General features: G+C 29.6%; 10 protein-coding genes. 2 read left to right on the top strand and 8 right to left on the bottom strand.

Annotated features, from left to right (window positions below; translation table 11 throughout):
• Nucleotide 1 precedes the first annotated feature (1 nt).
• From murC to ACZ5B9_RS01015, 8 genes are all read right to left on the bottom strand, one after another.
• Complete coding sequence (murC, locus tag ACZ5B9_RS01050; protein ID WP_464423012.1) at nucleotides 2-1,357, bottom strand: UDP-N-acetylmuramate--L-alanine ligase; 1,356 nt, start codon at nucleotides 1,355-1,357, stop codon at nucleotides 2-4.
• 33 nt (nucleotides 1,358-1,390) lie between these two features.
• A complete protein-coding gene (gene murG, locus ACZ5B9_RS01045; protein ID WP_464423010.1) occupies nucleotides 1,391-2,440 on the bottom strand; it encodes an undecaprenyldiphospho-muramoylpentapeptide beta-N-acetylglucosaminyltransferase in 1,050 nt (349 codons plus the stop codon).
• 43 nt (nucleotides 2,441-2,483) lie between these two features.
• Complete coding sequence (locus tag ACZ5B9_RS01040; protein ID WP_464423009.1) at nucleotides 2,484-3,608, bottom strand: FtsW/RodA/SpoVE family cell cycle protein; 1,125 nt, start codon at nucleotides 3,606-3,608, stop codon at nucleotides 2,484-2,486.
• A 40-nt stretch (nucleotides 3,609-3,648) separates the two neighbouring features.
• Nucleotides 3,649-5,028 carry a UDP-N-acetylmuramoyl-L-alanine--D-glutamate ligase gene (gene murD / locus ACZ5B9_RS01035; RefSeq protein WP_464423008.1) on the bottom strand — a complete coding sequence of 460 codons (1,380 nt, stop codon included), beginning with the start codon at nucleotides 5,026-5,028 and terminating at the stop codon, nucleotides 3,649-3,651.
• A 182-nt stretch (nucleotides 5,029-5,210) separates the two neighbouring features.
• On the bottom strand, nucleotides 5,211-6,299 hold the full coding sequence (gene mraY, locus ACZ5B9_RS01030; RefSeq protein WP_464423007.1) for a phospho-N-acetylmuramoyl-pentapeptide-transferase: 1,089 nt from the start codon (nucleotides 6,297-6,299) through the stop codon (nucleotides 5,211-5,213).
• 92 nt (nucleotides 6,300-6,391) lie between these two features.
• Nucleotides 6,392-7,786 carry a UDP-N-acetylmuramoyl-tripeptide--D-alanyl-D-alanine ligase gene (locus tag ACZ5B9_RS01025; protein ID WP_464423006.1) on the bottom strand — a complete coding sequence of 465 codons (1,395 nt, stop codon included), beginning with the start codon at nucleotides 7,784-7,786 and terminating at the stop codon, nucleotides 6,392-6,394.
• A gap of 189 nt (nucleotides 7,787-7,975) precedes the next feature.
• Nucleotides 7,976-8,896, bottom strand: coding sequence for a DDE-type integrase/transposase/recombinase (locus ACZ5B9_RS01020; protein ID WP_464422627.1), 921 nt, complete (start codon nucleotides 8,894-8,896; stop codon nucleotides 7,976-7,978).
• A gap of 261 nt (nucleotides 8,897-9,157) precedes the next feature.
• Nucleotides 9,158-10,579, bottom strand: coding sequence for a glycoside hydrolase family 1 protein (locus tag ACZ5B9_RS01015; RefSeq protein ID WP_464423005.1), 1,422 nt, complete (start codon nucleotides 10,577-10,579; stop codon nucleotides 9,158-9,160).
• 420 nt (nucleotides 10,580-10,999) lie between these two features.
• On the opposite strand from ACZ5B9_RS01015, the gene ACZ5B9_RS01010 reads away from it, so the two are divergent.
• Together ACZ5B9_RS01010 and ACZ5B9_RS01005 are read left to right on the top strand one after the other, a co-directional pair.
• Nucleotides 11,000-12,472 (top strand): hypothetical protein, encoded by a 1,473-nt coding sequence (locus ACZ5B9_RS01010; protein ID WP_464423004.1) that lies wholly within the window; start codon nucleotides 11,000-11,002, stop codon nucleotides 12,470-12,472.
• A 103-nt stretch (nucleotides 12,473-12,575) separates the two neighbouring features.
• The gene (locus tag ACZ5B9_RS01005; RefSeq protein ID WP_464423003.1) at nucleotides 12,576-13,052 is read left to right on the top strand and encodes a phage head-tail adapter protein; all 477 of its coding nucleotides are present in this window, start codon (nucleotides 12,576-12,578) and stop codon (nucleotides 13,050-13,052) included.
• The last annotated feature ends 29 nt before the right edge of the window (nucleotides 13,053-13,081 follow it).

Here is a 13,081-nt window from a genome sequence, read left to right as displayed (position 1 = left end):
CTTATTTTTCCATCTTTCTCAAATCATTCGCAATCTCATGAGCCACCTTTGATACACTTCCAGCTCCCATAAACACATAGGTATTCCCACTATTTGTATCATTTTTTATTATTTCTTCTATTTCTTCCTGAGTTTGCACTCTGACATTTCCTCCGATTTTTTCTGCAAGTAATTCTGAACTTACTCCATAAGTATTGTCTTCGCTTGCCGCATAAATTGGAAGCAAGATCAAGTCGTCAGCATCTTTTAATGAATTTACAAAATCATCAAAGAAAAATTTTGTACGGCTGTATCGGTGAGGCTGGAAAATTACAGTCACTTTTCCTTTTTCAGTATTGTGTGCCGCATTGATTGTTACTTTTACTTCTGTCGGATGATGAGCATAATCATCAATCAATCTCAGATTGTTGTCATAAATAACTTGATATCTTCTGTTTGCACCTTTAAACTTCAAGATTCTTTCTTTTACTTTTTTCATATTACATTTAAACTCGTGTGCAAAATAAATTACTGGAAGTGAATTTGAAACATTGTGGTCTCCAGGGATGCTTAGGCTGAATGTTCCTAAATCTTCACCTTTTTTTACAACTTCAAAATTTGTTATTCCATTTTCTACTCTTATATTTTTCGCATAAATATCAGCAATTTCATCTTTTATGCTATACCAAACTACATTTTTATTTTTTATATTAAGTCCAACTTTTTCTACCGTATCTTTACAAAGTATCGCTATTTTTTCTGTACTGTCTATAAACTGCTCAAATGATTTTTTTATATTTTCAAAAGTCCCGTGATGATCCAAGTGATCAGCTTCAATATTTGTTACAACTGAATATTTGGGTTTAATGTATAAAAATGAATTATCACTTTCATCAGCTTCAGCAATAAAATATTCTGAATTACCGATCTGGCTGTTACTTCTTATTTCTGGAATAATTCCCCCAACTACTATAAATGGCTCCTTTTCCAAAAGTGCTACGCTCATCATTGAACTTGTTGTAGTTTTTCCGTGAGTCCCTGCCACAGCGATTCCATCAAATCTGTTCATTATTTCAGCAAGCAGTTCCCCTCTTTTTATTTTTTTTATATTATTATCTACAATGTATTTGTACTCAGGGTTTGTTTCCTTAATTGCAGTTGAATATACAAATAAATCTATTCCTTTGTCTTTTACATTTTCCTCAACTTGTCCTATATAAACCTTTATTCCCATTTCTTCCATATCTTCTGTTACAGGCTTTCTTTCAAGATCTGAACCTGCCACGTTAAATCCGTCTGCTGCCAGAATTTTTGCAAGTCCGCTCATTCCAATTCCGTTTATTCCGCTAAAATATACGTTATTTATTTTTGTTAGCATTTTTCCTCCAAATTTTTTTCCTAATTTTTGTTCTTAAAGTCCCATTTCTCCAACAATTGTTTCTGCTGAATTTCCTTTTTTCAAGGTTTTTACATTTTCACTCATAAATTCCAGCATTGATGCCTGTCGAACGATTGACAAGGCTTCATCTATCGCTTCTTCCACTGTTTCATTTGTAAAAATTTTTGCGCCATTTGCATATTCCAGCACATCTGCATTTTCCTTCTGTCCAACAAAATCGTATGGAATCAGTACCGATGGTTTTTCAAGCTGGATAAGTTCAGAAATAGTCGAAGCTCCTGCACGGCAGATTACAATGTCAGAAGCTGCCATTAATTCTGGAACATTTTCAAAATATGGTTCAACTACTGCTGTTCCAAAATCTCTTATTTTGCAAGTTGATGCTTCATAATTATCTTTTCCAGTTGCCCAGAATAAGCGTATTCTATCATCTTCTGTTATTGTCTTCCACTTTTTCAAAATTGCTTCATTTATGTTTTTTGCACCAAGACTTCCACCTATAATAAGGATCATTCTTTCATTATCTTTTATTCCAAGTTTTTGCCTTTCCTCCTGCTTATTTTTCCCATAAAATTCTTCCCGCAACGGATTTCCCGTTACAACAAATTTGCTTTTATATTTTTCCTTGATACTTTCAAGTGTATTTTCAAAGGCAATAAATACCTTTTTTGCACCTTTGTAGAACCATTTGTTAGCCTGACCCATTGTATGATTCTGCTCTTGCAAATAATATGGTATTCGTAACACATTAGCCGCTATTAGCACTGGTATTGTTATATAATTTCCAAATGCCACAATTTTTGAAGGCTTTTCTTTTTTTAGCAGTTTTATTGCACTTGCCGTTGCCGTTATCATTTTAAATCCTGATTTTATACTTCTTAAAGGCAATATATCCAGCCCAATAAATCTAAAATTTTCATTCGGAACAATATCCTTTTCCATTCTATGCTTTGTTCCAATAAACAATGTATCTATGCCTTTTTCTCTAACTTTTTTCGCAATTGACAAGGCTGGATAGATATGTCCACCTGTTCCTCCTGTAGTAAATACTACTTTTTCCATTTTTATTTCCCTCTCGTTTTTATTTATTAGTCAAAATTCAGTTCTACATGAAATAATCCATTTCCCTTAGTTTATCAAGGTTTTTCCCCATTTCCTGCTTATATAATGCCCGCAGTATATTATAAACAATTCCTAGAGTCAACATAACCACTATCATTGTACTCCCACCATAGCTCATCATTGGAAGAGGTATTCCAGTTGATGGTATTAACTGACTTGCGACCGCTATATTTCCAATTATCTGAGTGGTAAGCATTATGAAAATACCACTTAAAAGATATTTTGCATACAAATCCTTTATTTTTCTCAAGGCAATTCCTATTATGATTAGCAAAGCTGCGTACAATCCTAATAAAAATAAAACTCCTAAAAATCCATTTTCTTCAGCAAATCCTGAAAAAATATAATCTGTATGTATTTCTGGCAAAAAATTATATTTTTGTAAACCATTCCCATAAAATCTTCCACTAAGTTTACCATTTGCAATGGCAATAAGTGATTCAGCAGTTTGTCCTCCGCCATCTTTAGATTTATATTCAATAAGTCTGTTTACTCTATACCCAGTTGTTGTTATTGCAAGCCATCCACCAATTCCTATTATTGCAGCATAAGTAGAAATTATTGAAAATTTTATTTCTGAAATAAATAAATAAGTCAACGCTATTATTGTAACTTGTGCTGTGCTACTAAAAGACTTTTCCAATAAAATAAGACTCATGTATATGAATGCAACAAACATCATAATTCCACTTGATATTTTAGGAAATTTCTTTATTTTATTTTGAGTTTTATACTTGTACGCAAGTGTGGATAACATAATAATTAAAAATAATTTTGAAAATTCTGAAGGCTGTATAGAAAGCCATCCGATTTCAAGCCAACGTGTCGCTCCATTTTTTGCTTTTCCTGCAATCAGAACCAACACAAGACCAAAAAGCCCTATAACATATAAATATCTAGCTATACCCTTATATTTTTTATAATTTAAATTAGCTGTAATCCAAAATGATATCCAACCTAAAAACAGCCACAATCCCTGTTTTATTAATTGATAATAACCTTCTTTCCCTTTTGGAAAACTAAGACTTGCTATGGTTATAAGGCTCAATGCTGAAAATATTATAATAATAATTACAAAACTTGTTCCCAATATTTTTTTACTATTCACTTTTTTCTCCTAAATTACATTTTTTTCTAAAAAATAAAAATTATTTCCCTAAAATTTTTTGTGTCAATTCCTTAAAGACTTTTCCTCTATGTTCAAAGCTTTTAAATTGGCAAAAGCTCGATGTTGCAGGTGAAAATAGTACTGTCTGATTTTGTGAAAAATCCACATTTTCCTTCAAGTAATTTAGTACATTTTCAACTGTTTCCAAATTTTTATAATTTTTATATCCAATTTTTTCCATACCGTCAATCAAAATCTGAGCGTTATCTCCAATTAAATAAACAAAATCAACTTTCTCCTTAACTCTTTCAATCAAAGGCATATTATCAATTTTCTTATCATCTCCACCAAGAATCATAATAATCGAATTATTAAATGAATCAATTGCTTTTAATGTTGATTCTACATTTGTTCCCTTAGAATCATTAATAAATGTAGTATTTTCTTTTACAAAAAAATTTTCTAGCCTATGCTCCAATGCATTTGTCGATTTTAAAAATTCTGCTATCTTTTTATTTTCTACATTTAATATTTTTGCTGAACTTATCAAAAATAACATATTTTCCAAATTATGTCTACCCTTTAATGACAATTCTTCAGTTTTTAACAAAATTTCTGAAATTTCATCAATTTTTTTACCAAAATTCTGAAATTCATCAACCCGTTTACTCAAATCCTTCATTATACGAATATTATTTTCATAAACAAAAACTGTCCCTTTTGCCTCTTTACTTAAATAAACTTTTTGAGCCTTTATTTTCTCCTTTATCTCACTTCTTTCATACAGTTCTGCAAAAACTTCATCATCCAGATTAATCAATGCAAAGTCATCATCTGTCTGCTTATCAAAAATCGCAAACTTTGTAATATAATAATCTTCTACCGAATTATATCGTGTCAAATGATCTGGAGTTAAATTGATTATTCCAGCGATATTTGAATGAATTTGCGGATTATTTTCCAGTTGGTAGCTGCTAAGCTCCAGCACAATATAATCCAGCTCTTCTTCATCAGCCACCAGTTTTGCAAATGAAAAACCTGCATTCCCGGCAAGTTTTGCGCGAAATCCAACAAAGTTAAGTAATTCTGCCATTTTAGTAGATGTCGTAGTTTTTCCATTTGTTCCAGTAAACGAAATAATTTTTATATTTTTATCCACATATTTATAAGCCAGATCAATTTCTGAAATAATCTTAACACCTTTTTCCTTGGCAACTTTCAAAAGTTCTGCCTTCCACGGAATCCCAGGACTTTTTACTATAAATTCAACCTTTTCCTCATTCAAAAGCCTAATTCCCTCTGCCGATGGCATTGCAGCCTTATCATCTATCAAATATACTTCATATCCATTTTTTTCTAGCAATTCTTTAGCACCAAGCCCACTTAACCCAGCACCAAATACAATTCCCTTTTTATCCATGTGATTTTTTCCTCTTTCTATTATTTATTTTATATTTCTAAATTCCAAATTCTTAAGTACTCAACTAAATTAGTTTTTATAAAAATAAATTTATTATATTCTTATTTACAATTTCATTTTTTATGAAACAATAAATAAAAACATAATTTAATTAGTTTGCAGGGGAAAATCCCCCGCTTTATTTATCTTAATTTCAAAATTACAAATGTTAATAGACATGTCATTATTGAAACAATCCAGAATCTTATTGTAACTTTTGTTTCAGGTAATCCCAGTAGTTCAAAGTGATGGTGAATTGGTGCCATTTTGAATACTCTTTTTCCGAAAGTTTTAAAATGCCAGACTTGAATCATAACTGACAAAGCTTCTATAATAAATATAAATCCAGCAATTGGTAATAACAGCTCTTGCTTTATAAAAATAACAATAATTCCTAAAATTCCACCTAATGTTAAAGAACCTGTATCTCCCATAAACATTTGTGCTGGATAAAAATTGTACCACAAAAATCCAATTAAAGCTCCAATTACTGACGCTAAGTAAACTATCATTTCAGCTGCCTGTGGAACGTAATAAAGATTTAGATATTTTGCATATTTTACGTTTCCAGTTAAATAAGTAATAATTAAAAGCGTGATACTTACCACAATTGTAGGTCCGCTCACAAGTCCATCCAGTCCATCTGTCAAATTTACCGCATTTGACGAGCCGATTATTACAAATGCCACAAAAATAAAGAACAGAATTGGAGTTATGTATAAATATGAATTTTTAATTAATGGATTTATTATTGAAAAATCAATTGTTTTGCTTACAAGTCCAAATTTATATACAAATCCAAATGTTAATGCTGTAATTATCAATTGTCCCAGTATTTTTTTCTTTCCAGAAAGCCCTTTCTTGTGCTTTGTCAATTTTAAATAATCATCATAAAATCCAATTGTTGTAAATAAAATTGTAATTATAAACAAAAATACAATAAATTTATTCGTAAAATTACCAGCGATAGCAGTTGCAAATAAAATTGCGCCAATTATTAAAAGTCCTCCCATTGTAGGCGTTCCCGACTTGTCAAAATGTGACTTAGGCCCTTCCTCTCTTGCTGTATCTCCGTATTTTTTCTTTTTAAGCCAAGCAATGAAAGGTTTCCCACAAATTAACATAAATAAAAATGCAATCATAAACGCCACAGACGCTCTCAACATTATTGATTTAAAAATACGTAAAACTCTCCAGTTATTTATAAATAACTCTTGCAGTAAATATAACATTCTTTATTATAGAATTTTTTTACTCAATAATCCATACTCAAATAAATTATGCAACAATAAAAAAACTCTTCTCCTTTCTCATTTTTTAATATCTATTTTTCTATAATTTCTTCTAATCTCATTCCACGTGATGCTTTTAGCAGCACTGCCTTTTCTTCCGAAATCTGTCTTATTTTTTCTTTTATTTCTTCCTTTTGGTCAAAATGTCCAAATTCCCTGTTTTTCAAATTTTCATTTTCTAAATTCCCATTGTCCACATTTTCCTTTATTTTTTCAAATAGGCTTTTCATCCTTTCTCCAAATAAATAAAGTTTGTCAAATTTTGTAGTTTTTATTGTATTAAAAAGGTTGCTATGAAGTTCAAGTTCATTTTCTCCCAGTTCCAGCATATCCCCTAGAACCACAACTTTTAACCTGTCGTTATATATTTGGGAAAATGTTTCAAGTGATTTCTCCATAGACATTGGACTTGCATTATAGGCATCATTGATATATGTTGTATTCCCGTTTTCAATTATTTGAAACCGCATTCCAGTCAAGCCAATATTTTTCACAGCTTCACTGATTATTTTATCTTCCATTCCGAATTGTTTAGCCACAGCAATTGCCATAACTAAGTTTAATACATTATGTTCTCCCAGAACATTCGTCTTATAATTTCTCTCAACTGTGCTTTGACAAATTTTTCCAAAATATTTCAGAAAAAAATCAGTTCCATTTTCGTTAAAATGAACGTCCCCATAATAAAAATCAGACGTCTTCTCTCTAAACTCATTATTTCCTAGATTCAAAGCCTTTACAACTTCAATATTTTCAGCTTTTACATTTTTTAAATAATCATCATCTCCATTGATTACAAGTGTATTTTTAATATATGGGATAATTTCCGTTTTCGCCAAAAATACATTTTCCTTTGTTTTCAAAAATTCCAGATGTGATTCCCCAATGTTGGTAATTACATTAATATCAGGCAATGCAATCTGCCCAAGAAGATCAATTTCTCCAAAGCCGCTCATTCCCATTTCCAAAATAATAAATTTGTCATCTTCTTCAGCACGCAACAAAGTGAAGGGCAATCCAATATGATTATTGTAATTCCCTTCAGTCTTTTTTCCTTTATATTTTTGTGAAAGTAAATGGTAAATCATATCCTTTACAGTGGTTTTTCCATTACTTCCCGTAATTCCAATTACTTTTATATCTAAATTTTTTCGCCATTCCCTAGCAAAATTTTGTAAAAATTCAACACTATCATTTACAAAAAATGCACGATCGGCATATTTTTCATCTATTTTTAAAGTTTTACTGTCATAAACAGCAAAAGCACCTTTTTCCAACGCTTCATTAACAAAATTGTTCCCACCTCTGATAGCAACAAAAATATCATTTTTACCAAGTTCTTTCGAGTTAATCGAAATATTATTTATCTCTAAATCTGATATTTCTACTTTATTAAAGAAACTTTGAAACACTTCAGCTTTATTCATAAAATTTCTCCAGATTCCTATCTAATTTAATACTTTTTTCACAATTATTCGTATTATAAAATTATATCATTTGAAGAGCATTTTTTCAATATATTTTTATTTTTTTTTCAAATTTTTCTTGTATAGATGTCAAACATTTGTTACAAAAATATATTAAAAAAAATATTTCTTTCCTAATATATCTTTAACCTACTGATTTTCCTTGTACTCTTTTAATACTTCATTTGGACTCTTAAAGCCTAGTACTTTTCTTGATATGTTGTTGTATCTTGTATTGTATTTCCTTATTGCCCTTAACAGTTCTTCCTTGCTTTTAAATTTCTTGTCCCCATAGTACTTGCTGTCAAGCCTGTGGCTTCTTTCCACTTTTCCATTCTCCCATGGCGAATATGGACGGGTTGTCACGTACTCTATCCCCTTCTCCTCCAGTTTCAGCTCAAACAGTGTTTTCTTATCACTTTCAGAATTTGTGAACTCTTTCCCGTTGTCTGTCTGAACTTTCTTTATGTCAAATCCCAGCTCCTTTTCCAAGTTCTCTAGAAACTTTGCAGTCTGATAGGTACTTTTTTCATCTGCTATTCTTAACACTCTTTTTCTTGTATATTCATCTAATGCCGTTATTTGATAATACTTCTGGTCACGTGTACCAAACTGTATGCATTCTTCCGGAACATATTTTATGTCTATCTGTACTCTTTCCCCAGGGTACTTAGCCTGTTCAACCTTCTTTTTTCTTTTATGTAGCTTTTTAAGCTTTTCTTTGGCATTACCCTTCATTTTCCTTATTATCTTGCACATTGAATCGTATGTACGGCCGTAGCCTTCATTTCTTGCTTTGACATAAACTTCTGCCAGCCCTTCATAGCCAAATTTCCTGTATTTTTTCATAACCAGTTCTATTTCTTCTTGCGTGTGCTGGTTTGGGTGGCTTTTAGGTCTTCTGCTTTTTGGTAGAAGAGATTGGACTGTGCCGTCGTATCTGTCTCTCCAACGTTTTATCTGCTGACGTGATGTCTTATACTTCACTGCTGCCTTTGAATTATTATTATGTTTTATTGCATACTCAATTGCCCGTTGACGAACACGGTATATTTCTGATATACTACTCATATGAAAGGTTTCTCCTTAATGTGGTTTGGTAGATTTACATTAATATCAGAAACCTTTCTTTTTTTGTATATTCTTGTCACATATGTATTATCTCACAACATTTTTATTTTTTTTTCAAATTTTTCTAAAAGAATTTATCTTATGTACAAATCCGCTTAGAGTCAAGCTGGAAAAATTATATAAACCTAAAATTTCAGCAAAATAACCTCAATTTTTAAGTATATTTTTAAAGTAATTTTACCATAAGTATCTAAATATTTATTAATTTTTTTTAATATCCCAACCATCAATTTCGTTAGTTTCAGAAACTTTCTTTATCCAGTATCCTGATTTTTTTATCGTTTTTATTTGTGTTGGCAAATCTACCGAGATAAATCCGTATCTATTCTTGTAGGCATTTGTCCAAGACCAGCAGTCTATCGGTGTCCAAGTGTGATAGCCAAAACAGTTTGAGCCTCCTTCTATTGCTCTATGAAGATGTGTCAGATGTTCCCTAAAAAAATCTATTCTGTAGTAATCTTCAATTATCCCCTGTTCATTCTTAAATTTTTCTTCTCCTTCAACTCCCATTCCATTTTCTGAAATAAACCATTTTATATTTTTATAGTTATCCTGAATATTTTTAGCAATATCATAAATCGCCTGCGGATAAATTTCCCATCCTCTGTAAATATTCATTCTTTTCCCTGGCATGTCATAATTTTCAAAATATTTATCAGGCAGCCAGCCATTTTTAGAAATATCAAATTCCGTTTTTCGAGCCTTTATTCTTCTTGGCTGATAATAATTCACTCCTAGAAAGTCAACTGTATTTTCTGCAATAACTTTTAGTTCCTCTTCTGTACTTTCCCACAAGACTCCGTCCTTTTCCAGTATTTCTATCAGTAATTCAGGAAATTTGCCATAAATCGCAGGATCTAAAAATGAATTATTAAAAAACACATCTGATATTTTCGCAGCCTTTACATCCTCTTCATTTTCACTCCTTGGATATGATGGGGTTAAATTCAAAATTATTCCTATTTCCCCATCTTTTTTCAGCGGCTCTGTTTTTCTAAATTCCTCAATTGCCTTTGCTGAAGCGAGTGCTGTATTATATAAAACCTGCATAGCCTTTTTCCCATCCACAATAAGCGGATAATGGAACTGATACATGTACTGTGCTTCCACAGGCACTATTGGCTCATTAAATGTTGTCCAGTATTTCACCTTATCCCCAAACAGTTCAAATGATTTTCTGGCATATTTTACAAACAATTCAACCACATGCTTTGATTCCCAGCCACCATATTTTTCCTGCAATTCTATTGGCATATCAAAATGGAACAAGTTCATCACAAGAGTAATACCATTTTTCTCAAATTCCTCTATAACCTCTGTATAAAATCTCACTCCATCCTCATCAACTTCCCCAGTTTCAAAATCCTTTATTAGCCGTGTCCATTGAATCGATGTTCTTAGTGAATTAAGCCCTATTTCCTTATACAACTTTATATCTTCCCTAAAGCTATTATAAAAATTTGAAGCCACATTTGGTCCTACACCATCAAAAAATGCCTTCTTATCTGTATCAAACCAGTAATCAAATATATTTCTGTTCTTTTTATTAAATCTTCCCTCACTCTGTGGTCCAGAAGTAGCCGATCCCCACCAAAAATTATCTGGAAATTTCAATTTTGCCATACAATATTCCTCCATTTATTTCATATTTCTATTTTCCTTCAATATGTACTTCCACCCTCATAAAATCCACTGATAAAATTTTACAATTTCTAAAACCTAAATAATACTTAAAGTGTTATTACTGTTATTATATTCCATTTTTATAAAAAATCAAATCTTTTATAATCAAAAAGTTCACATCTGATCACTCTCATTCCAAGTAAAATCAAAACTAAAATTCCAATCAACTTTTTTATAATATTTCCTTCTCTCATCTTATACTTTTATCATTTTACCTAATTTTTTTGATAATTCTCTTTCGTTTACGTTTTCATTACAATTCTTTTATTTTAAAAATTTTCTCTATAATGAATATATAGAAAATATAATACAATAATGCTATAATAACAAAACAAAATTTAATAGCAGGAGAGGTAACTTATGAAAGAACTATTTAAAAGTAAAATAGAAATTATCGAATTTTTCAAAAAATTTTTTATACAAAAAAGAAAAAAAGAACTGGAAAATGAACCAAAATTATTAAATGAACTAAATAAAAAATCAACCTTGCTAAATAATCAGCTAAAATTAAAAAATACAAATAAAACTAAAATAAATAAGCAATTGGAAAAAATTCAAAATATAAAAAATGGCAAAATACAAATTATAAATGTAAATAGATATGTTTTAAGGTTTCTGCTAATAGTCCTATTTTATATTTCATTTTTAAATCTTGCGTTAAATCTAAAAGGCTACAATTACTTTATATATGCTTCAGCTGTTATTATAATAATACTGTCGTTTTTGTCAATGCTTATAACTTTTATTATTAAAAAGAAAATTTTTACTGCCTATTTTTACGACTATAGTATTAAAAAAATTTTTCTAATGGCTGTAATTTTCTTTGGAGTAGGCTACTTCCTTAATTCTTACAAAAACGAACTTGAAATATTAAATAAAAAATCCATTCTAATAAAAAACGCAGAAATAAATTCAATAGACGAGTTAAAAAACAGCACTCTCGAAATTGTAAACAAAGATGGAAAAACAAAATGGAAAGTAGATAAAAATTTAAAAATTCTTACTTACGAAAACTCTCAAAAGGGAAATATAAATATCACAGATACGGTAATTGACGACAATAACAATGTAAATTTATCTTTTATAAATGAAAAAAATGAAACAATATGGCTAAAAGGAAAGATAATTTATTTCAACTGGGATACCGTAAAAATAAAACTAAAAAATAAAAAAATTATTGAAGGAGAAGTATATGGAAAAATAATTAAGCTGGAAACTGGTGAAACTTTAATATTAAACAATAATTTTGAATTACGGGATGAAAGTAAAAAAATTAGTGATTTTGGTGTGATGGGAACTAGCTTAAATATCAAAAAAATTATAAATAATTTTTTGTTTACATTTTTAATAATTTTTATTTTGATAGAATACGAATACTACAATTTTCCATTTGAAGAAAAAGAAAAAATAGTATCCAAATTAATGCTAAATGAAAAAAATACTCTAACAATAAAAAAATCTGTTTTTTCAATCCTCAGAACAATAAAACTGCTAATGTTTCCAATAGCCTTGATTCAAACGCTACTAATAAGAGATTTTATCTTTAGTCTGTTTTTTGACAAAAATCTAAAAAAAGGCTACGACATAATAAACGTTCTCGTATCCTATTTTTCAAAATCATACTTGCTAATTTTTATAATACTCCTGCTCCCAATACTCACAGAGTTATTTAACATTCTAAAATTAATTAAACGCTACATAATATTAAACAAGATAGACAGATTTTCTAACATAAAGAAAAAAAGAAATTATTCTCGAATAATGATTTATAGCAGAAAAAAAAATAACCGCTATCTAAATTCTTTTATAAAAAGAACTTCTAAAAAAGAGTAATTTTACTAAAAATTTTCCTGTATTAAAATCTAAACTAGATTATATAAATAATATAGAAAATATAATTTGAAAATACGAATAAAGTAAAGAAAGGAGATCAACTATGAATAAGTTTTTTAAATTATTATTGTTATTTACTTTTATAATTGCTATTGGTCTATTTTATAAAAATCATTTAAATAAAGCAAGAATAAATGTATCGAATTGTCCAAATAATCGCTATATGGCAAACAGAAAAGAATACTATGAAAAAAATTATAAGATTTTTAAAGAAAGGCAAATAAAATTTTATATAGATGACAAAAATGGAAAAATGCGAGAAATTGCTAATCAAGATGAATTTTTTGCTTCATTAAGAGAAGCGAAAGACTATGCTTATGAAATAGTTGGAAAAAAATGGTTCTATACAAAAAGAAAGTTATTTGGAATAGCATTTGGAATTGATAAGGAAGCAAAAATAAAATATATTTCAGTACCAGAAAAAGAAAAGAAAAATATATTAAAAAATATAGACAAATATCCTGAAAAGAATATAAACAATAGATGTGTGCTAGTAGAAGTCCTGAAAGGCAATTATTAAGAATACTAGAACAAAAATAAAAACAACTT

This window comes from Leptotrichia sp. SK-5 (assembly GCF_055387215.1).
The sequence above is the reverse complement of the archived record's forward strand: the minus strand, read 5'-3'. Positions and strand labels throughout refer to the sequence as shown.

Excerpts from the sequence above, each read along its gene's own strand:
- murC (WP_464423012.1), bottom strand. The coding sequence starts at position 1,357 with ATGCTAACAAAAATAAATAACGTATATTTTAGCGGAATAAACGGAATT.
- murG (WP_464423010.1), bottom strand. The coding sequence starts at position 2,440 with ATGGAAAAAGTAGTATTTACTACAGGAGGAACAGGTGGACATATCTAT.
- murD (WP_464423008.1), bottom strand. The coding sequence starts at position 5,028 with ATGGATAAAAAGGGAATTGTATTTGGTGCTGGGTTAAGTGGGCTTGGT.
- mraY (WP_464423007.1), bottom strand. The coding sequence starts at position 6,299 with ATGTTATATTTACTGCAAGAGTTATTTATAAATAACTGGAGAGTTTTA.
- ACZ5B9_RS01025 (WP_464423006.1), bottom strand. The coding sequence starts at position 7,786 with ATGAATAAAGCTGAAGTGTTTCAAAGTTTCTTTAATAAAGTAGAAATA.
- ACZ5B9_RS01020 (WP_464422627.1), bottom strand. The coding sequence starts at position 8,896 with ATGAGTAGTATATCAGAAATATACCGTGTTCGTCAACGGGCAATTGAG.
- ACZ5B9_RS01015 (WP_464423005.1), bottom strand. The coding sequence starts at position 10,579 with ATGGCAAAATTGAAATTTCCAGATAATTTTTGGTGGGGATCGGCTACT.
- ACZ5B9_RS01010 (WP_464423004.1), top strand. The coding sequence starts at position 11,000 with ATGAAAGAACTATTTAAAAGTAAAATAGAAATTATCGAATTTTTCAAA.
- ACZ5B9_RS01005 (WP_464423003.1), top strand. The coding sequence starts at position 12,576 with ATGAATAAGTTTTTTAAATTATTATTGTTATTTACTTTTATAATTGCT.